Source organism: Texcoconibacillus texcoconensis (genome assembly GCF_014202575.1).
Classification (GTDB): domain Bacteria; phylum Bacillota; class Bacilli; order Bacillales; family Salisediminibacteriaceae; genus Texcoconibacillus; species Texcoconibacillus texcoconensis.
The window spans coordinates 140,630-160,929 of sequence record NZ_JACHHB010000008.1 but is presented as its reverse complement, the minus strand read 5'-3'; the positions used below and the strand labels follow the sequence as shown (position 1 = coordinate 160,929).

Annotated in this window: 17 protein-coding genes; 13 read left to right on the top strand and 4 right to left on the bottom strand. The window is 39.8% G+C overall.

Annotation, left to right across the window (positions count from 1 at the left end):
- Positions 1–285: 285 nt before the first annotated feature.
- From HNQ41_RS10190 to HNQ41_RS10160, 7 genes are all read left to right on the top strand, one after another.
- Entirely contained in the window at positions 286–2,379 is a 2,094-nt protein-coding gene (locus tag HNQ41_RS10190; protein ID WP_184664326.1) for an amylo-alpha-1,6-glucosidase, read from the top strand.
- Positions 2,380–2,396: 17 nt separating this feature from the next.
- Complete coding sequence (locus tag HNQ41_RS10185) at positions 2,397–3,368, top strand: carbohydrate ABC transporter permease (protein WP_184664325.1); 972 nt, start codon at positions 2,397–2,399, stop codon at positions 3,366–3,368.
- Positions 3,369–4,178, top strand: coding sequence for a carbohydrate ABC transporter permease (locus HNQ41_RS10180; protein WP_184664324.1), 810 nt, complete (start codon positions 3,369–3,371; stop codon positions 4,176–4,178).
- A gap of 42 nt (positions 4,179–4,220) precedes the next feature.
- The gene (locus HNQ41_RS10175) at positions 4,221–6,002 is read left to right on the top strand and encodes a cache domain-containing sensor histidine kinase (protein WP_184664323.1); all 1,782 of its coding nucleotides are present in this window, start codon (positions 4,221–4,223) and stop codon (positions 6,000–6,002) included.
- On the top strand, positions 5,983–7,476 hold the full coding sequence (locus HNQ41_RS10170) for a response regulator (RefSeq protein ID WP_184664322.1): 1,494 nt from the start codon (positions 5,983–5,985) through the stop codon (positions 7,474–7,476). Before HNQ41_RS10175 ends, HNQ41_RS10170 begins: the two co-directional genes overlap by 20 nt.
- Positions 7,477–7,582: 106 nt before the next feature.
- Complete coding sequence (locus HNQ41_RS10165) at positions 7,583–8,848, top strand: ABC transporter substrate-binding protein (protein WP_184664321.1); 1,266 nt, start codon at positions 7,583–7,585, stop codon at positions 8,846–8,848.
- 30 nt (positions 8,849–8,878) lie between these two features.
- A complete protein-coding gene (locus HNQ41_RS10160) occupies positions 8,879–10,069 on the top strand; it encodes a hypothetical protein (RefSeq protein ID WP_184664320.1) in 1,191 nt (396 codons plus the stop codon).
- A gap of 481 nt (positions 10,070–10,550) precedes the next feature.
- Here the strand turns inward: HNQ41_RS10160 and HNQ41_RS10155 are convergent, their stop codons facing one another.
- Positions 10,551–11,669 (bottom strand): M20 peptidase aminoacylase family protein, encoded by a 1,119-nt coding sequence (locus tag HNQ41_RS10155; RefSeq protein WP_184664319.1) that lies wholly within the window; start codon positions 11,667–11,669, stop codon positions 10,551–10,553.
- Positions 11,669–12,493 (bottom strand): MurR/RpiR family transcriptional regulator, encoded by an 825-nt coding sequence (locus HNQ41_RS10150; RefSeq protein WP_184664318.1) that lies wholly within the window; start codon positions 12,491–12,493, stop codon positions 11,669–11,671. Before HNQ41_RS10150 ends, HNQ41_RS10155 begins: the two co-directional genes overlap by 1 nt.
- Before the next feature lie 99 nt (positions 12,494–12,592).
- On the opposite strand from HNQ41_RS10150, the gene HNQ41_RS10145 reads away from it, so the two are divergent.
- A complete protein-coding gene (locus HNQ41_RS10145; RefSeq protein WP_184664317.1) occupies positions 12,593–14,026 on the top strand; it encodes a Na+/H+ antiporter NhaC family protein in 1,434 nt (477 codons plus the stop codon).
- A gap of 23 nt (positions 14,027–14,049) precedes the next feature.
- Entirely contained in the window at positions 14,050–15,156 is a 1,107-nt protein-coding gene (gene menC / locus HNQ41_RS10140) for an o-succinylbenzoate synthase (protein ID WP_184664316.1), read from the top strand.
- Positions 15,157–15,285: 129 nt separating this feature from the next.
- Here the strand turns inward: menC and HNQ41_RS10135 are convergent, their stop codons facing one another.
- A complete protein-coding gene (locus HNQ41_RS10135) occupies positions 15,286–15,522 on the bottom strand; it encodes a hypothetical protein (protein ID WP_184664315.1) in 237 nt (78 codons plus the stop codon).
- A 275-nt stretch (positions 15,523–15,797) separates the two neighbouring features.
- Between HNQ41_RS10135 and HNQ41_RS10130 the strand changes: the two genes are divergently transcribed.
- From HNQ41_RS10130 to HNQ41_RS10120, 3 genes are all read left to right on the top strand, one after another.
- Positions 15,798–15,977 (top strand): hypothetical protein, encoded by a 180-nt coding sequence (locus HNQ41_RS10130; RefSeq protein ID WP_184664314.1) that lies wholly within the window; start codon positions 15,798–15,800, stop codon positions 15,975–15,977.
- Positions 15,978–16,208: 231 nt separating this feature from the next.
- Positions 16,209–16,547 (top strand): hypothetical protein, encoded by a 339-nt coding sequence (locus HNQ41_RS10125; protein WP_184664313.1) that lies wholly within the window; start codon positions 16,209–16,211, stop codon positions 16,545–16,547.
- A 216-nt stretch (positions 16,548–16,763) separates the two neighbouring features.
- Positions 16,764–16,970 (top strand): hypothetical protein, encoded by a 207-nt coding sequence (locus HNQ41_RS10120; protein ID WP_184664332.1) that lies wholly within the window; start codon positions 16,764–16,766, stop codon positions 16,968–16,970.
- A 65-nt stretch (positions 16,971–17,035) separates the two neighbouring features.
- Here the strand turns inward: HNQ41_RS10120 and HNQ41_RS10115 are convergent, their stop codons facing one another.
- Complete coding sequence (locus HNQ41_RS10115) at positions 17,036–18,106, bottom strand: polysaccharide deacetylase family protein (RefSeq protein ID WP_184664312.1); 1,071 nt, start codon at positions 18,104–18,106, stop codon at positions 17,036–17,038.
- 335 nt (positions 18,107–18,441) lie between these two features.
- Between HNQ41_RS10115 and HNQ41_RS10110 the strand changes: the two genes are divergently transcribed.
- Positions 18,442–19,725 (top strand): polysaccharide deacetylase family protein, encoded by a 1,284-nt coding sequence (locus HNQ41_RS10110; RefSeq protein ID WP_184664311.1) that lies wholly within the window; start codon positions 18,442–18,444, stop codon positions 19,723–19,725.
- The last annotated feature ends 575 nt before the right edge of the window (positions 19,726–20,300 follow it).

The window sequence follows — 20,300 nt, the reverse complement described above, 5'->3', positions numbered from 1 at the left end:
AAAAGCATCACTCAACTTATTGAACCGCCGTATACGAGATCCGTACGTACGGTGGTGTGAGAGGACGGAGGGGCGAACCCTCCTCCTACTCGATTGGTGTATCGAAACTTTATTGAAGTGAATCGAGGTAGTCTCCCTTTAGTTGCAGGAAGTGAAATTTGAAAACTGATTTAGAAAAGTAAAAAAAATGAACAAAAAGTAGAACGAACCACGTATATGAAAAAATAGATTTTCAGTATAGTTAATGAAAAGGCTTACAAAAGGTTGAGAAAGGTGGAGGTTATCATGTCATTTGTGTCATTGAAGCATGATGAAGTTTTTTCAGTAACGAACGAATATGGAGATATTACTCCGGAGTCAATGGGGTCTGGAGTGTATTTTAAGGATACACAATATTTGAATAGGTATGAGTTGAGGATGAATGGAGAGAAATCGATTTTCTTATCGAGAACAAATAAGGATGTGGAAAATCGATTTACGTTGAGTAATGGTGATATTCAAACAGCAGATGCCCACTATGAAAAGATGGATTTAGAAATCAATCGTTCCCAATTTATTTTTGAACAAACGTTTTACGATCGTATTGAGTTGAAAAATGGAAGTTTAAAACAAGTGACTTGTAATATGGAACTCTTATTGCAACCTGTATTTCATGACTTGTTTGAGGTAAGAGGTGCTAAAAGGGAGAAGAGAGGGGAGTGGGGTAGACAATCGCTAAGTTCAACCTCTTTTACTGTGAAATATGAAGGGCTTGATCATATTAAAAGAAATATGCATGTGGCGTTTTCCGAAGGAGGTACGGTTGACGGAACCAATATTTCCTATCCCGTTCATTTAGAGCCTGGGGCATGTAAAACGGTTGATGTAAAAATTACTGTCTATCAAGAGGAAGAAGTAGTCCAACCTTCTTCATACGACGTGAGTGTAAAAGAGGCGAAGGCTGAGCGTGATCAATGGTTAGAGACGAGTACGCGTATAAAAACGAATAATCCAGCCGTGAATACGACATTGGAGACGGCACTGTATGACATGCACATGTTAGCAACAGATGTTGGATACGGTCCATTTCCAGTGGCAGGGATCCCGTGGTTTTGCGTTCCATTTGGTCGAGATTCGATGATTGCAGCGATTCAAACATTAATTTTGAATCCAGAGCTTGCGAAGAGCACATTAAGAACACTAGCCAATGTTCAAGGAGAAAAAGAAGATGATTGGAATGATGAAGCTCCTGGAAAGATCTTACACGAAACAAGGCAAGGAGAGATGGCAAATTTAAAAGAGGTTCCTTTCTCTAGGTATTATGGAAGTATTGATGGTACACCTCTATTTTTAATTTTATTATCAGAAACATATCGTTGGACAGGTGATCGCTCATTATTGGAAGACCTTATGCCAGCTGCTGAACGGTGTTTAGACTACTTAGATCAATTTGCAGACCTTGATGGTGATGGATTTATTGAATTCCATAAAAAATCAGAGGATGGTTTAACGATTCAAAGCTGGAAGGACTCGAACCATTCGATGGTTCATAAAGATGGTTCACCATCCGACTCTCCGATGGCTGTATCTGAAGTACAAGGGTATGTATATGATGCAAAAATAAGGATGGCTGAAATTTATGGAATGTTAGGGCGTCAAGAAAAAGAAAATCAACTGAAAAATGAAGCGACGTCATTAAAAGAGAAGTTTAATTCGTCATTCTGGATGGAGAATGAAAAATATTTCGCTCTTTCTCTCGATAAAGAGAAATCGAAAGTTGAAACGATAACGTCTGATCCAGGTCATGCTTTATGGTCAGGGGTTATTGATAAAGAGAAAAGAGACGTTACCGCTGACCGACTTTTATCTGAAGACCTCTTTTCAGGATGGGGAATCCGTACGATGAGCAAGGACGAAAAGGTGTATAGTCCAATTGCTTATCATAATGGGACGGTGTGGCCACATGATAATTCATTGATTGCTCTTGGTCTTGCCAAATACGGGTTTAAAGCACATTTGAATAAACTTGTTCAAGCTTTATTCGACAGTTCCAAGCAATTTGAAGAGAACCGCCTTCCTGAATTGTTTTGTGGATATCCAGAAGAAGAGACAAATGGAAGCATTATTCCTTTTCCTGTTGCATGTTCTCCTCAAGCTTGGGCAGCTGGAACGCCATATGCGTGCATCCAAGCTTTGTTAGGAATACAAGTGAACAATGACCATTCATCTATTCAATTATCTCCGACTCTTCCGGAAGATATCGATTGGATTGAAATCGAAAATTTACAGATAGGTGATCGTGATGGCACCCTTGATTTCATTGTTCAAAAACAAGGAAATGGAGAGGTAGAAGTGGTGACAAAGAAGAACACAACCGGTTTAGACATCTCTGTAGAATGATGAAATGAGGGATTAATATGAAAACCGTTGCTAATACAAATACAGGTGTCAAGTCAAAAAGTCAATCTTATTATAACAAGTCGAAACGTTTTTGGAAGAAAGAGAGTGTAAAAGAAATCGGAGCCGCATATTTCTTGATGGCTCCATTCATACTCATTGCTGGTATCTTTATATTTTTCCCTATCCTTTATTCTCTCATTATTAGCTTTCAAGATTTTAGTTATTTAAATCCAGATGCAGCGGAATGGGTAGGGTTTAACAACTATGTTGCTTTATTGCAAGATTCAACATTCATCAATGCGATAAAAAATACGGTAATGCTCTTAGCTATAGTCGTTCCGATTCAAACAATGATCGCTCTTATTTTAGCAGCAGTCCTCAACTCGAAAATACGGGCACGAACCTTTTTTAGGACCGTATATTATTTACCTTATATTACTTCACCGATAGCTGTTGGTGCAGTGATGGTTTATATGTTTAATCGTGACGGGGTTATGACACAGTTTATGACGTTATTTGGAATGGATAATGTCGCTTGGTATGCAGATGGAAGGTATGCGTTTTATTTGATCGTATTTATTATCATCTGGACTCAAATTGGTTTTTACACGGTTCTTTACTTATCTGGTTTACAAAGCATTTCAGATGATATTTACGAGGCGGCTAAAATTGATGGGGCTAATAAAGTTCAAGTGTTTTTCAAAATTACTGCACCGTTATTAAAGCCAACAACCTTTCTAGTACTTTTTATGGGTGTAATAGCGACGCTGCAAATTTTTGAACAGCCTTATGTTGTATCAACTACAGGAGGGGCGTTACCAGGAAGCCCAAGTGAATCGACATTAACGATGGTCATGTACCTTTATACGCAAGCATTCACATATTTTGATATGGGGTATGCTTCGGCAGCAGCTTTTATCATCTTTATCATGATATTTACGTTGACCCTTGTTCAATATTGGTATTTTGAAAAAAGGGAGAGATCTTAAATGAAGCGACCGGTTTTTTATATGTTACTCATTCTTACATCACTTGTTATGCTACTACCTTTCGTGTGGACGCTCTATGCTTCTCTAGTAAAAAATGATATGCTCGTTAATCATTTCCCCACGAGCATTAGCGAATATGGTTTTGAGAACTTCATGTACATCATCACACAAAGCCATATCGCTACATGGTACAAAAACAGCCTGTTCGTGACAATCACGATTACGGTTGGCAATCTATTATTTAATTCAATGGCAGGATATTCATTAGCTAGAATTAAGTTTCCCGGGAGTAAGATTTTATTTTTTGTTACACTTGGTATAATGATGGTGCCTATTCAAATTTTATTAATCCCAATCTTTATCATGATGGCAACAGCTGGGTGGATCAACACGTACTTAGCTTTGATCATCCCATTTTTAGTCAATCCATTCGGGGTATTTTTAATGAGGCAATTTTTTGTTACGTTTCCTAAGGAGTTGGAGGAATCGGCCAAAGTTGATGGCCTTAATCGAATTAGTATTTTCTTTCGAATCGCCCTCCCTTTAGCGAAGCCTGCTTTAATTGCACAAGCGATTTTTATCTTTGTTTGGAATTGGAATAGCTTCCCCTTCCCAAGTATTCTAGCAACAGAACCTGAAATGTATACGTTACCAGTTGGAATCTATCAAATTACAAACACCGCATATACGAGTTCGATTACAGCTTCGATGGCAGGAGTTGTATTAATGACTATTCCAACGATCGTTTTCTTTATGATATTTCAAAAGTATTTTATAAGCAGTTCAATTGGTTCAGGAATTAAAGGGTAATGAAGATGAAGTCAACAGATAATTAGTGATGAGGGATGATGAATGAAAAAGAATGTAATCAATTGGAAGCTGAAAAATAAAATGCTATTTTCATTCATCATTGTTGCTCTCATTCCTGTGATTGTACTAGGGATCTATTCTTACAACGTGGCTTCAAATAGTATACAAGAGAAATCAAGCATTCATGGTGAAACAATCTCTAAAGATATAAATGAGCGTTTTCATTCTTTAATGCTGGAAGCAGCGATGGTTACGCGCCATGTTATTGGAGATTATGAGCTTGAGAGAATTTTAAGAAAAGACTATGAAATGTACGATTTTCCAATGTATGAAAAGACACAGGATATAAAGCAATACCAATATTACTTTAATCATTTAATGAATATATACACAAGTATTGATCACCTTCTTTTAAAGCCAATGAATCAACCTTTGACGATTGGCCACTCAAATAGGCAAAATACATTTTTTACAAATCAAAATCAAAATCACGAACAGAAATGGTATCAAGATACAATTGATGCAGATGGGTATTGGGTTTATACCGATTTACATTTAGAAGAAAGCATGGAATCAAGCCCTGAGGTTATATCGATATCACGTCTCATTAAGGATTCCGCAAATCAACAGCCTTTAGCAATCATGAAAATCATGCTTGAATCAAAAACGTTTCAAGATGTTTTGGACGAGAAAGAAGCAGAAAGCGACTTTACTTTTGTTGCTTTTGATGAAAAAGGACAAGCCATTGCTAAAAGCGATGGCTTCCCATTGGACGATGCACAGCGTGTGAAAGATACAAGTGAAGAGATTACGTATGATGACAGCACGTACCTTGTTATGAATCATCTATCAACGGATACAAGCTGGGAGGTTTATGCACTTGCTGACCAGTCTTTGCTTCTCAACGAACTGCAACCGATTAAAAGAGGATTAACCTATATTTTAATTTTAACTGTTGTTGTTGCAGCTGCGGTTGCTTACATTTTGAGCTCAGGATTAGTGAGGCCGATCCAACACTTAAAAGACAGCATGAATAAAGTGGCTTACGGCAAGTGGAAGCATTTAAAAGTTCATGAAGGACCTGATGAGATAGGGGAATTGGCTAAACATTATAACGAAATGCTCATGACGTTAGAAGACCATGTCAACCTTATTGTGGAAAAAGAGCGACAAAAAAAGGATTTGGAATTTAAAAGTTTAAAGTCACAAATCAACCCTCATTTTTTATACAACACATTAAATACGATCAAATGGTGTATTTATTTAGAAGATCGTGAGCTTGCTGATGAGATGATCAGCTCCTTAATCTACGTTTTTAAATTTATCTCGAAGCGTAAAGATGACATGATTCCGATTAAAGAAGAAAAAGAGTTTCTCCAACAGTACTTAAGAATTATGGAGATTCGTTATGATCATGAATTTGAAGTGAATTGGAATTTTGATGCAGGAATTGACGGATATGAAATTCCTGTTATGATTCTGCAACCACTTGTAGAAAATGCTATTGTACACGGACTAGAAAAAGAATCAGGTCCAAAGAAGATTTGGTTAAATGGACAATTAAACGAGAACGGTATCCATATCGTTGTTGAAGATAATGGAATTGGTCAACCGCTTAAAGATCAACATAACAAGGGGTTAAAATTTAGTTCCGTAGGTCTTAAAAATGTAAAGAATAGATTACAACTCATTTATCATCAAGACTTCGACTATCAAGTAGATAGTAAGAGAGACGTAGGGACGAGAGTAGAAATTTCTTTTCCAGCAATCGAGAAGGAAAACTGCTACGAAGGAGACCATGACCATGAAAGTATTATTAGTTGAAGATGAAATCATTACTCGAAGAGGCTTTAGGAAGGCGTTAGAAAGTCAGAGTGATATTCAAGTGATCGGAGAGTGTTCAAACGGTAAACAGGCGTTAGAGCAATTGAAAGAAAACCCTGATATTGATGTCATCTTTTTAGATTTAAATATGCCAGTTATGGATGGTATTGAATTTTTAGATCATGTAGAAGGGATGGGGTTTCAAGGGGAAATCATCGTTCTTAGTAGTTATGACGATTGGGAAAAGGTGAAAGAGTCGATGAAAAGGGGAGCTTGCGATTATTTTCATAAACCGACTCTTTCTCCACAGAAGATCGTAGACTTAGTGAGAAAAACGGCTGACAAACGACAGCAGCAGAATAAAGGTGATGGAGAAGAGTGGTTGAAAAAGATAATCTCCAACCCATCAGAGGACCATTTGCAAAATTCTTTTCATTGGTTAACAAAAAAAGAGCAACATTTTTTAACGGTATTGATTAAAATTCATGCCAAAGATTCAAATCTACCATCGATTCATCAAGTGAAACAAGAGATATCGTCTTCAAATAAAACGCTATCCGAATGTATCACATGGTTAAAAGATGAATTAATATTGGTGCAAAAAATAGAAAGTAAAAGCCAATTGGAAAATTACGAAACGGTTATCAATCTTTGTAATGACCTTTCGCATCAATTAAAAACATCATTTGGTTATACGGCGTCCTACGGCATTAGTTCGATTCAGTCTTCTTCACTAAAATTACGTAAATGTGTAGAGGAATCACAAAAAGCTTTAGAAAGATTATTTTTTTCAAATCAGGGTACCGTACATTTTTATAATAAACAGTTAGAAAATAAAGATAACGAGGCTACAAACTGGGTCAGTGAAGAGCATCTTTGGGATGCTTTTTTGACATTTGATGCAAAAAAAGTAGAGGAAAGTTTATCCACTCTATTTGAACAGATGGCGCAAGAAAAGGATAAAGAGACGATCGTTGCGCAAACGATAAATATCATCTTACAACTTCAACGTGAACTAGAAAAACGGAACATAACATGGGTATATTTATCGACGACAAAGATCATTCAAGCTGAACATATACAAGAAGTGAAATCATACGTCTATCATATTTTCTATCAAAGTATTGAAGAGATTAACAAGTTCCAAGATGAGAAGTATTCCCCTATCATTCGCCAAGTGTTGAAATATATTGAAGATCACTTTGCAGAAGATATTTCATTAAATGAGCTCGCTGTGTACGTGCAAGCTAACCCATCGTACCTTAGTCGTTCCTTTAAACAACAGTCAGGCTATAAAATTAGTGAATACATCACGAAAGTAAGAATCGAAAAAGCGAAGTCTTTATTGACCGATGAAAAATTGAAAACACAAGAAGTAGCGAGAAGAGTGGGCTATACAAATGAAAGGTATTTCTCACAAATTTTCAAAAAACTCACTTCACTAACTCCTTCTGAATTTAAAAAACAAAAGTAAATAAAACGAACGAAAAGTAAAAAATGAGACATGTTCTTTATTTGTAAAAGCGCTTACATTAGTGGTAGTAAAAGATTTACCACACATAGAAAGGGGTTTGGTGAAAATGAAGCGTAAACTGTCTTTATTCATGATTTTGTTACTAAGTTTGATGGTATTGGCCATGGGCTGTAGTGCAGATGAGACAAGTTCAGACGAGGGAAATGAATCAACTAACGGTGAAACTACTCAAGATGCTGAACCAGTCTCGATTCAACTGGCTATTGAAGCAACAGGAAGTATTCCAGAAGAGTTGCAAAAACAGATGGATCGTTTTAATGAGGTAAACGAGAATATAGAAGTTGAGGTTAGGACGTTTAGCGGTGGTGATTCTTATAATCAAGCGATTATGGGGCAAGTTGCTGGAGGAGTGGCGCCAGATGTGTTTTTAATTGATGGAGGACACCGCATCCAAATGTTTTCTGAATCCGATGCTATTTTATCATTGGATGATATCGTCGAGAGCGAAGGTGTGGACTTAGCGACATTTGAAGAGTCAATTTTAAATGCTTTTGTTGTAGAGGATGAGCTGTTTGCGATTCCCAAAGATTATAATACAACAGCACTTTTTTACCATAAGGATCTGTTAGAGGAAAAAGGGCTAACGGCACCAGAAACATGGGATGACCTTAAGGAAGTGGCATCAGAATTGACGACAGAAGATCAATACGGATTTGGTATAACTCCACAAATTAATTACTTCCTACCTTTCGTGGAATCAACTGGATTGGAACTCGTTGGGCCAGAGGGAATCATGAACGAAAATCTCAAGGCAGATGAACATGTACAATCGTTAGAGCTATTAGAAACGATGTTTATTGAAGATGAATCGGCTACATCCCCACAAATGGTCGGCGCTGGTTGGGATGGAGAAATGTTTGCAAACCAACAAGTAGCGATGGTTTACGGTGGTAGCTGGATTCCAGGTGTACTAAATGATAACCCGGATTTAGAAGTTGGTGTAACACCTTTACCAGTTTCAAATACTGAAGCCAGTATGCTTTATACAGCAGGATGGGCTATATCAAGTGAAAGTAAACATCCGGAGGCAGCACTGGAGCTTATTGAATTTTTAACTTCAGATGAAGAACTGGTAAAAGGACATGACGCTGGTCTTATCGGCTTACCTCCAACAACAACGGCGATGGAGAAATTGATTGATGAAAAAGATGACGATCCGTTTTTGACAGTGTACTCTGAGGTTGTTGAATATGGTACCCCGTTCGGATGGATTGACCCTCGTTTCGTGGATGATTATAACCAAAAACTAGAAGAACTACTGTATAAACCAGGTGAACGAACAATTACCGATATTTTAAGTGATCTTGAATAATAATACGTATAAAAGAAGGAGTTGTCATCAATGTTTCAAACAATCTCACCAAAAGACTGGGATTTAACTGAGCCTGATCATGCAGGTAAAGAAAAAGTAAAAGAAATGCTCGGAATATCCTATGATGAAATTCAAACCCGATCGAAAAATGCAGTCTATGAATTTTTGGACCGTCTATATAACAAAGAAGAAGGAGCTCTTCACCATTATTACCGCGCAGATAATAAGTTTATCTCAGAGATGGATAGCGGCAACTTCTTGATGGCGATTAACTATCTAGTTATGTATGACCGTTACCAGGATGATACGATGCTTGAGAAAGCTGCAAATTGTTTTAAGTGGGCTTATGAAAATTGGACAGAAACCCATCCGATGTTTACGTGGCAAGGTGGCGTAAAAGACGGATTTAAACAAAATGAATTGTATGTAAAATATACAGGCGATGCATTTTGGGCATGTCTTGCGTTATACAAGCGTACAAAGGATGAAGATTATTTATTCTATTTAAAGCAATTTCATAATTTTATGAAGCAGGCACGAAAAGCTGGCTTTAAATATAAGTATGACACCAACACGTATCAATGGTCTGACACAGGATTTTGTTGGAGAGGGTTTGGGTTTCCTGTCACGGCCTACTTAGAGTGGTATGAATTAACCAAGGATGAGATCTATTTAGAGCATGCAATTGCGTGGGGAGAGCATGGGTTGACGTTGCAAGCAGAAGATGGCGGATTCTACCTAATCGATGGTGAGTTTTGGAACTCTGACTTAGTAGCTCCAGAATTAAGAGGGCTTGTTTTCCTTTATGAAGTGACGAAACAAGAAAAGTTTTTAGTCGCTGCCAAAAAATTCGCCGATTGGCTCATCGAATATCAAAGAGAAGATGGGGCGTGGCCGATCGGGATTGACACAGACGGAGATGTTTGTGCTCCGAATGTTGGTCCTGGAGATATGCCGAACATCGGAATTAGCTTTATCCGCCTCCACCAAAATACAGGTGAACAAAAGTACTTAGATAGTGCGATAAAAACCGTCAAATACGGCTTAGAGATGCAAGCTATCGAAGGTGCGCGGTACCCATATTACTTAGAAGATCCACATGTAAAATGGGGATTCTGGTCTTGGGAACCTCTTAATGACTACTCGTTATCTGGAGACCAAAGTGTCCATCACATTCGAGGGATGCTGTTTCTAGCAGATTATATCGGAAGTTTAAAATAAAAGTTGTGAAGCACGGGGACGGACTGAGAGACCGAGCAAGGTCGCGACATATAGCGGGTGGGCTTCCTGGCGAGTAAGAGCTAGCCACTCACTCGTAGCGAGTCTTGGAGGATAGGAGGTAACTCCTATCTTTAAGCGTAGACAGTTAGGTGATGGGCCGTAAGCTATGGTTGAAGGGGTTGAGCCTCGAAATCCTAAACGCGAGTGCTGATACACTGGTCCGTGTAGAAAGCAATACTTTCTTTATCGTTAAAGGCTAGAAAAGGAGGGCTCCTCGGGTTGATAAAACGTTATATGAGGAGCTCTTATGTTAAGTGCTGAAGCTTCCTCCCTCAACAACCTCACAAATCAATAAACAAAGAACTTCTTTTCCCATTGCACTGGGGAATTGTAACCAATCGCACTGTGAATTCGTTTACGATGATAGAAAAGCCCCCTGCAAAACGGTCGCGTTCTTGCAAGGGGCACTAAAGCTTACATATTATTTGTTCAACCCATACGTATTTAAGACAGCGCGATATAGTATCTCGACGCCGTTTTTCAATGCATCTTGGTTAAAGGTCATTTGCGGATGGTGCAAACCAGGTTTTAAGTCACACCCTAATCCGAGCATGGTTGCTTTTAATGAAGGCTTTTCGATGGTATAGAAGTGGAAGTCGTCTCCGCCTGGTGTGACGAGTGGTTCATCCACATAAGACTCACCGAGCACATCTGCGATCGCTTCACCCATGATCGAGATAGCTTCTTCATTTGTTTTCGCGGCACCCATACCGTCCACATTGGTCACCGCCAAGTCAACGTCGTATAAATTTCGCACCGAGTCGAAAATCCCACCAACTTGTTTTTCTAATCCGTCCATCAATTCATTATTTTGAGCCCGCAAGTCGAGTGCAAAGGTTGCGCTTCCAGGGATGATGTTTTTGCTTTTGCCGCCTGCTTGGAAGTTGGTCATTTTTGCTGAATGGGGGACGCGTGGGTCCAAGTGAATTTGGTTGATCATGTTGACAATCTGCGCACCGATCTCGATTGCGTTATGATTCAGATGCGGTCTAGCGCCATGTGCGTCCTCTCCTTTAATGACGACGTCGTACATTTTCGTCGCGCCATGGACAATTACAGGTGTGGCACGTCCCATTTTCGTTTCTTGATCCGGTCTTAGATGAACGCCATATAAATAATCGACATCGTCGACGACGTTTTTTTCGACCATCTTGATGGCACCAGACCCTTTTTCCTCTGCTGGTTGGAAAATAAATTTGACTGCAATTTGATCCAGCAACTCTGGCTCTTGCTCCAATTTCCACAATACACCTAAGACCATCGACATGTGCGCATCGTGGCCGCACGAATGGTTGGCTTGAAATGTTCCGTTTACTTCTTGCCATAAAGCATCCATGTCTGCGCGAATTCCGACAACCGGGAGGTCCCCGTTAAAATTGCCCAATTCCCCAATCACACCTGTGCAATCGTCAAACGTGGTCACCTGACATCCGCTTTTTTCTAACAGGTCCTTAATATATTTGGTCGTCTCCGTTTCTTCCCAGCTAAGTTCTGCGTGCTTATGCAAATACTTAAATGTTTCTAAAACACGTTGTTCCATTACTGCTCACCATCCTTAATAAAATATTTATAAGTCGGTTGGATTTTGCCACTGTTTTCATTGCGGTTGATGACTTCAACGAGCATTGCGTTCATGAGTGACATCGTGATTGGTCCTTTGCTAAGTAATGTTTTGTTTTCACTGATCGCAAGTGAGATCGCGATGTCCGCGTGTTCTGTCACCGGAGATGCCCATGAATCAGTTATGGCGATGACTTTGATGCCTTTCTTTTTCGCTTCTTCTGCTAGTTGGATCGTATCAAGGGCATAGCGGAAAAAGGAAAACACGAGGATACATGAAGGCTTCGGCAGTAAATCGAGCACACCTGCATCTGATTCCGGTCGGTATAACTGTGCATTCCCTAATATGTAATTCAACGTAAAAGAAAACCAGTGTGCGAAGGTAAAAGACTGGTAGTATCCCGCAACAATCACTTTTTCACTATCACGAATCGCTTCAATCGCATCATCGACGGCTTGTTGATCAAGTTTTTCGATATTTTTTTGGATGTGGTTGATATCTGCTGACATGTTTTGCAGCCATTCGCTTGTGTGATCGGTATCTGACTTGGTTTGACTGCTTTGGCTCAGTTTTAGAAGGTGAAGGCGCACTTCAGTTTGTAAATCACTGTACCCTGCGTAACCAATTTCTTTGCAGAAGCGGATAATCATCGTCTCACTGACATTAATGATCGTACCGACTTCTTTAGCAGGGTGGATAGCAAAGACCATCGGATCAACGAGCAGTTGATTAGCGACTTTCTTCAGCCCTTTTGTCAGTTCCGGCAGTAATTCCTTTGTTTTCGTTACATAATGGGGATCCATTAAAATCACCCTTTTTAAAATTTTTGCAATATTTTGTATTGATTTAAAGTATAGACTTTAATATAATTCAGTGCAAGCAAAAACCTAGGAGGGGAAACAGTGAGTACAGCGAAAAAATCAGAGCAAGAACCGAAACAAGAAGAGAAGAAAAATTTTGTCTTGCCAGATGCTTATGTGATTTTATTTGGCATTTTGTTGCTGGCAGCAGCTTTAACGTATATCATTCCAGCGGGTAGTTTTGAACGTGAAGTGGCTGAAAATGATATTTCCGTAATTGTACCAGGCAGTTATGAACAAATTGAACAACAACCGGCTAACGTGCTGCAAATCTTTCAAGCGATTCAAGCGGGAATGGTCGGCGGTGCAGAATTAATCTTTCTCGTTTTGATTATTGGTGGTGCATTTGCAGTTATTGAAAAAACAGGCGCGATTGACAATTTGATTATGAAAACGATCAATAAAACGAGAAACAAAGAGTGGTTACTTATTATTGTTGTCGCTGCATTATTTTCTGTGTTTGGTGGCTTAGGGATCATTGCCAACGCGGTTATTGCATTTATTCCGATCGGTATTATTCTAGCAAGAGCGATGAAAATGGATGCGATTATCGGGGTCTCGATTATTTACCTTGGGGCATATTCAGGTTTTGCAATTGGTTTTCTCGATCCACTCACGACCGGTTTTGCGCAACAAATCGCGCAGTTGCCGTTATTTTCAGGGGTCGGTTATCGTGTTCTCATTTACGTGACAATTTTAGTCGCAACGATTTTATACATTTTGCGCTATGCCTACAAAGTAAAGAACGACCCGTCACGTAGTATTATGGGAGAGGATCGTTTTCCAAACTATCAAGAACGAAACATGGACCAAGTGTCCTCGAAATTAACGACGACACATAAACTTGTCCTCGGGTTATTGGTGCTTGGGATTAGTACATACGTGTATGGTGTCTTTCAGTTAGGTTGGGCGTTAAGTGAAATGTCCGCAATCTTTCTCATGATCGCTGTTGGTACAGCACTCATTGATCGAATGGGTGCGAATGCGATGGTATCCGAGTTCATAAACGGGGCCAAAGGTGTCGCTTACGGCGCTTTGATTATCGGAATGGCACGCTCGATTGTTGTTCTTTTAGAAGATGCACACGTATTAGATACGGTTGTTCAAGGCTTGGCCGTGCTGTTAGAACCGTTCAATAGTGTCGTCGCAGCGATCGTCATGTTAATCGGTAACGGCCTTTTCAACTTAATCGTGTCTTCTGGAAGTGGACAAGCAGCGATTGTGATGCCGATTATGACACCGCTCGCTGATTTAGCGGACATCCCACGTCAAGTTGCCGTTCAAGCGTATACAATGGGTGACGGTTTTACCAATATGCTGACACCACTTTCTGGTGTATTGATGGCCAACCTCGCGATTGCAGGTGTGCCTTGGACAAAATGGATTCGTTTTGCAATTCCGTTAGCGTTGATCTGGTTTGCGATCGGCATTGTCTACCTATCAATCGCTGTCATGATCGATTGGGGACCAATGTAAACTGAAGTAAAGGAGGCATTTGAATGAAGATCAATGAAATCAACTTGTATAAAGTGAAGATGCGCATGAAAAACCCATTTACAACAAGTTTCGGCACCGAACATGACCGCTTATTTCTATTAGTCGAGGTCATCGACGAAAAAGGGCAATCAGGCTGGGGAGAATGTGTCACATCAGAACGGCCGTTGTATATCGAAGAATTCACCGAATCAAGCTGGCTCATGCTGAAGAAGTTTTTAATACCTTCTTTGTTAAGAAAAGACATTGAGCACCCAGACGAGTTACAAGCGTTCTTTCGTCCGTATAAAAGGAATCATTTGGCAAAGTCAGCGCTGGAGGGGGCTGTATGGGATTTATACGCGAAACGACAAGGTGTTTCGTTGACGGAGGCACTTGGCGGTGTGAAGTCTGAAATTGACGTCGGCGTAAGCTTAGGGATTGAAGATGATATTGACCAGCTCCTTGCAAACATCCAAGGAAAAGTCGATGAAGGATATAAGCGGATTAAAGTGAAAATTAAACCGGGCAAAGATGTCAGAGTATTAGAACAAATAAGGGAAGAGTTCCCCGACATCCCACTCATGGCAGATGCAAACTCGGCTTATACGCTCGAGGACGTGGAAACACTAAAGGCGATGGATCCGTTCAACTTGATGATGATCGAACAACCACTAGCAGCAGGGGATCTGATTGATCATGCCAAGTTGCAAAAAGAGTTGAAAACACCGATCTGCTTGGATGAAAGCATTCATTCGTATGAAGATGTGCGAAAAGCAATCGAGCTCGACAGCGGACGGATCATCAATTTAAAGATTGGCCGAGTCGGTGGGCTAACGCAAGCGAAGAAAATCCATGATTTATGCGAACAAGCAAACGTGCCGATGTGGTGCGGGGGCATGTTAGAATCAGGCGTTGGACGCGCCCACAATATTGCGATCACATCATTAGCAAACTTCACCCTACCAGGTGACACCGCCGCATCGGCTCGATATTGGGATAAGGATATTATTGAACCGGAAGTCACCGTTAATCAAGGTGTTTTGACAATTCCCGATGCACCAGGCATCGGCTACGAAGTCAACCGAGATGAAGTGAAGAAACGGACAATCCAATTTGAAAACTTTCAATGAAGCACGGGAACCCCCCGTGCTCCTTTCGTTCATTAAAGAGGGACAGTCCCACTTCAGCACCGCGCTGTAATAAAGTGTGAAAGTGGGTCTGTCCCTCATCACCTATTTATATAAAAAGGAGTCTATCATTTAGACTCCTTGAGTACTTTGTCCGCTGTTAATCCGTTCTGCTGATTTGTAAGCATCAATCATTCCAAAAATCCAAGTAATAGGATAAGTAATAAAACCAATAATAATCAACATTAAAAGTGCGTTAATAAATTGAGCTAAAATAAATGCAATCCCTTTTCCGATTTCACCATTGTAAATTTGCCCCAACCCTGAAAAGAAAAACGACAGTACCGCAGCTAAACCTGCATTTTTCATAATAAATCCTCCTTCTTTCATATAAAATAAGTTTTAACTAACTGAGCCAGACCGAATTTTACACAGAGAAAAGTTCTGTAAATGAAGTCAGTTTTTTAGGAGGAATTAGCGGTTTGACTTGAACGGAAGTGATGAGCGTTTTTGAAATCATGACTGAAATAGGTAAAATGGCTGACATGTAAAGTTTATAACTTTGTGTAGAAGAATATGCCACCGGAATTTAACGAGGAAAAGTAGTTCAGCTGAAGGAAAAACAGATTGAGGTGAACGAAAAAATGGTTCAGCTGAAGGGAAAACAGATTGAGGTGAACGAAAAAACGGTTCAGCTGAAGGGAAAACGAATTGAGGTGAACGAAAAAACGGTTCAGCTGAAGGAAAAACGCCTCGACCTGAACGAAAACTCGGTTCACCTGAAGGAAAAACAGATTGAGGTGAACGGAAAACGGTTCAGCTGAAGGAAAAACAAATTGAGGTGAACGAAAAAACGGTTCAGCTGAAGGGAAAACGCCTCGACCTGAACGAAAACTCGGTTCACCTGACGGAAAAAACGCCCTATCTCATCGAAAAATCACTCCACATAAATGAATCTCACCACTTCATCCTGTGATAAACTACCTCCGCTTTACTAAATTGCTAGTTAAAGAGAATGTTCATCATTTATACTAATGTTGGGAGGGGTTGTGATGATGACAGTAGTATTATGGGTGCTTAATATTGTTCTAATTGTGGCACTTATCGGTGGTTTGTATGGTGCGTTTACGGCGCCGACAGATGGAGAAAGGAAAGAGGCGTGGAAAACCGTTGGTGTTTGTGCTGCGATTTTGGTTATTACCTTATTTTTCGTAACGACTGATGACGCGGAGGAAGAGGCTGCCAATGAGCAAAGTGAAGTTGTGAACAATGATACGGAAGTCACTACAGAGGATCGCGAAGATAGTGAGGAGACTGAGCGCTCAGTCGTCACCGAGAAAAATGGTGAGGTTTACGTTCCTGAGACGGAGGAGCAGAACAGTCATTTACGTTGATGAAGCTGTAAACGAAAATCATGCAGCGGACGACAAGCTTCACTTATCAACCTTCAAAGAGAACTTTAATGATGCGGCAAAAGATGAGGTCTTATCTGATGAGAATGATTTCATTGCTCATATCACAAGGGAAGCTGGGTCTGTGCAATATTGGAGTATCGGGAAATACAAACGCATCCCCAATAAATGAGCGGCTACAATCAAGAGAACTTTCCAATGCTTTGGCTAAATATGAGAAGTCTTAATTTTCGAACACGGTTATTTTATCCTCCAACGGCCAATACTGCTACTGCAGAAAAAAACAGTTTGGAGTTTGGTATGATGCATGATGAAGGAAATGTGTTCGAGGGATTGTTTTGGGGTACGCTTTTAAGTATTCCATTATGGCTCATGATTCTCGGTTTGGTGAAGGCTCTGTTGTAAATGAAAACTTTCCTCCGGTAAAGAGGGACAGTCCCACTTTCACGAACTAAAGTGGGACTGTCCCTTTACCGAACGACCGGACGATTTACAACTTGCTCTTCAATCAAAACGGCTAATTCCTCATCACTAATATCTTCAAACGTTCGAAATTCGTAGCTGCCTTCTTTATAAAACTCAATCACTTCCGGCAAGATTTCCGCTGTCGCAACGTTTCGATCCGTGTCATGAAACAACGGCACGACCACATCCCCAGAAGAAGACGCCTTAACCCGCTCGAGCAACGCCTCAGGCTCGTCATAAATGTCACTCGCATCGCCTGAGGACACATTCCAGTCGACATAGTCATAACCATGATCCACAATATCCTCGGTCAACTCCGGCATAAACTGCTCCCCACCATAATCAAACGAGCTATGATTCGCAGATCCTCCTGGAAAACGGAGAAGTTGCGGGGCCTCGAACCCGAGTACGTTTTCATATGCCACTTCAGCCAAGTGTAGGTCATCGTAAAAAGAGTCAAAACTTTCATAAATGGCGTAGTCGTGACTGTACGAATGCGTTAAAATCATGTTTCCTTCCTCAAACGTCCGGCGAGCGATTTCAGGGTGTTCTTCCATTCTTTGTCCAATCGTAAAGAAGGTTCCGTTCACATCGTAGTCATTTAATGTTTCTAATATATCAGGTGTTGTCGAAGATGGCCCGTCATCAAATGTTAGATAGACCGTTTTTGAGCCATCAGGTTCGGGGTCGTTCACTGGCTCGTTTTCATCTCGTTCATTTGAGTCATTATTAGTGGTATCGGGGTTATTTTCTCCCTCACTTGAACCGTCGTTTTTCTCTTCAGATTCTAGTGTTGCGATTTCCTCTTCTAACGAGTCGATTGTCGCTTCTAATTCTTCAATTTCAGCTGCTTTTTCTGCCAACTTTCGATTTAATTCATCATTTTCGTCGCTTAGCTTATCAAACTCAGAAAGTTTTTCCTTCATGGCTTCGATTTCTTCATCCGGTTTATGAGAAGCGTTGACCTCATCTTGCTCTTCAACGCCAGTCGCTCCAAACCAATAAAAAGAGCCAAGTAAAATAAATAACGTGATAAGTCCAAAACTCATTTTCATATAGTGATTGTTTTTAAACATGGCAAAACACCTTTCATCTATGCTTATTATATTAGACGTGTCGAAAGATAGAAAGGTTACATATATAAACAAATTCCGACAATTGATTTAGTGAACTAAAGGGTAGGTGCTACTTTGGTAGCACCTACCCTTTACCTTGGTAAAGTGAAATTTCAAATAGTACCATTTCCAAATTCGTTCATTGTTGTTCTATATACATGATATAATAATTTGTGACAGTATTCGATGAAATTTATCAGCACTTCCTTGATTTTAAAAGAAGCTTTAATAGATTTTATGATTTCGGAATTAGTTTCTGTTGCATTTAGATATAAAAAGTACTGGAGGTTGAATCTTTGAAAATACTTAAATACGTTGTTTTTTCTCTTATAAGCTTTTTAATGGTTGGTATTATACTTTCAGGTTGTTCAAATGATAGTGAAATAACAGCTGAGGAAATGCCTACGAAGGAAGACTCCGAACTGAAAATTGATAAACTAGATCGACTATCAGGTCCGTTGTATGGATATGAAGATAATGGAAGGGTTTTGGTTCCAGTTGATGTTTTGCAAGCTTTCTATGAAAAGGAAGTCATCTTTGAGAATGACAAAGAAGTAGTAGATTTTGTGAATGATGAAAAAAAGGTTCGTTTCACGATTGGAGATGATACAGCCGACATTGAAGGCGAGTCACAAGAGATAGCGACGGAGCCGCGTATGGTTCAAGGTAGTCCATACGTTCCGATAAAATATGTTGCACGTACATTTGAGCTTCCATATGACAAAAAGGATGCACCTGATATATTAAAGCTTAAAGCGCGCGACACAGAGGCAGATCCTCTAAGTTTGCATATCAAACCGATAAAGAGTGCTTATAAGTATGAGCCTGAAAAAATTTATGGTTTAATGTACCACGACATTGCCAAGGAAGCGGATATGTCGAATTCTTACACGCAAGTTACACCCGAACGTTTTGAAGATCAAATGAACGCTCTGATTGATGCAGGATATGAAACAGTGACTGATGCTGACATTGTCGAATATCGAGATAACCCAGATTTTAACCTTCCTAAAAAACCAATTCTCGTTACGTTTGATGATGGCTACCGTAGCAATTACGAGTACGCATTTCCAATTATGAAAGAATTAGGCTTACGTGGTTCTGTTTATCCCAACGTAGAACGAAATGATACAGAACAAGATTGGTTTTTGACATGGGAACAGATGGAGGAAATGCAACGATCTGGTGTGATTAATATACAAACCCATTCTTACGATCAACACCATCATATTGAAGGAAAAGATGGGGAGAAAGAAGCGGTATATATCACAAAAAAACCGGCCGAAGATAAAGACAAATATAGAGAAAGAATTCGTGCTGACTTAAAACTTGCTACAAATCGACTTGAGGAAGAGTTAGGTCACGAAGTACACTCCTTTGCTTTTCCTTTTGGCCGCTACAATGATACATTGATAGATGTTGCCAAAGACAAAGGGTATGATCTTTTTATAACAACTAATTACAATGTCAATACCATTGATGATTTAGATGACAAACTTTTTCATCGGATGAATGTTCCAAATGGGTATACAGGAGAGATTTTAATCGAAGAATTAAGTAAATTAGAGCCTAAAAATTAAAATTTTTTGTAACTGGCAAGCTAGCCTATTACATTAACTAACTAAAGGGTAGGTGCTACTTCGGTAGCACCTACCCTTTTCCGTACTAAAGCAATGTAAATAGAAAAAGTCTTACCTGATCGAAAAAACGATCTACCTGAAGGAAAAACAGTTCGACCTGATCGAAAAATTGGTTCCCCTGAAGGAAAAATTGACTCACCTGAACGAAAAAGTAGTTTACCTGAAGGAAAAAAGTCTCGACCTGCCCGGAAAATTGGTTCACCTGAAGGAAAAAAGTCTCGACCTGATCGAAAAATTGATTCACCTGAAGGAAAAAAGTCTTACCTGATCGAAAAATTGGTTCACCTGAAGGAAAAAAGTCTCGACCTGATCGAAAAATTGATTCACCTGAAGGAAAAAAGTCTCGACCTGATCGAAAAATTGGTTCACCTGAAGGGAAAAAGTCTCGACCTGATCGAAAAATTGGTTCACCTGAAGGGAAAAGTGGTTCACCTGAAGGAAAAATTGACTCACCTGATCGAAAAATCAGTTCACCTGAAGGGAAAATCGTCACATCCGATCGAAAAACAGCCTCA

Bases quoted from the DNA above. Each gene is read 5' to 3' on its own strand.
- HNQ41_RS10190 (WP_184664326.1), top strand. From the start codon at position 286: ATGTCATTTGTGTCATTGAAGCATGATGAAGTTTTTTCAGTAACGAAC.
- HNQ41_RS10185 (WP_184664325.1), top strand. From the start codon at position 2,397: ATGAAAACCGTTGCTAATACAAATACAGGTGTCAAGTCAAAAAGTCAA.
- HNQ41_RS10180 (WP_184664324.1), top strand. From the start codon at position 3,369: ATGAAGCGACCGGTTTTTTATATGTTACTCATTCTTACATCACTTGTT.
- HNQ41_RS10175 (WP_184664323.1), top strand. From the start codon at position 4,221: ATGAAAAAGAATGTAATCAATTGGAAGCTGAAAAATAAAATGCTATTT.
- HNQ41_RS10170 (WP_184664322.1), top strand. From the start codon at position 5,983: ATGAAAGTATTATTAGTTGAAGATGAAATCATTACTCGAAGAGGCTTT.
- HNQ41_RS10165 (WP_184664321.1), top strand. From the start codon at position 7,583: ATGAAGCGTAAACTGTCTTTATTCATGATTTTGTTACTAAGTTTGATG.
- HNQ41_RS10160 (WP_184664320.1), top strand. From the start codon at position 8,879: ATGTTTCAAACAATCTCACCAAAAGACTGGGATTTAACTGAGCCTGAT.
- HNQ41_RS10155 (WP_184664319.1), bottom strand. From the start codon at position 11,669: ATGGAACAACGTGTTTTAGAAACATTTAAGTATTTGCATAAGCACGCA.
- HNQ41_RS10150 (WP_184664318.1), bottom strand. From the start codon at position 12,493: ATGGATCCCCATTATGTAACGAAAACAAAGGAATTACTGCCGGAACTG.
- menC (WP_184664316.1), top strand. From the start codon at position 14,050: ATGAAGATCAATGAAATCAACTTGTATAAAGTGAAGATGCGCATGAAA.
- HNQ41_RS10135 (WP_184664315.1), bottom strand. From the start codon at position 15,522: ATGAAAAATGCAGGTTTAGCTGCGGTACTGTCGTTTTTCTTTTCAGGG.
- HNQ41_RS10130 (WP_184664314.1), top strand. From the start codon at position 15,798: ATGGTTCAGCTGAAGGGAAAACAGATTGAGGTGAACGAAAAAACGGTT.
- HNQ41_RS10125 (WP_184664313.1), top strand. From the start codon at position 16,209: ATGACAGTAGTATTATGGGTGCTTAATATTGTTCTAATTGTGGCACTT.
- HNQ41_RS10120 (WP_184664332.1), top strand. From the start codon at position 16,764: ATGCTTTGGCTAAATATGAGAAGTCTTAATTTTCGAACACGGTTATTT.
- HNQ41_RS10115 (WP_184664312.1), bottom strand. From the start codon at position 18,106: ATGTTTAAAAACAATCACTATATGAAAATGAGTTTTGGACTTATCACG.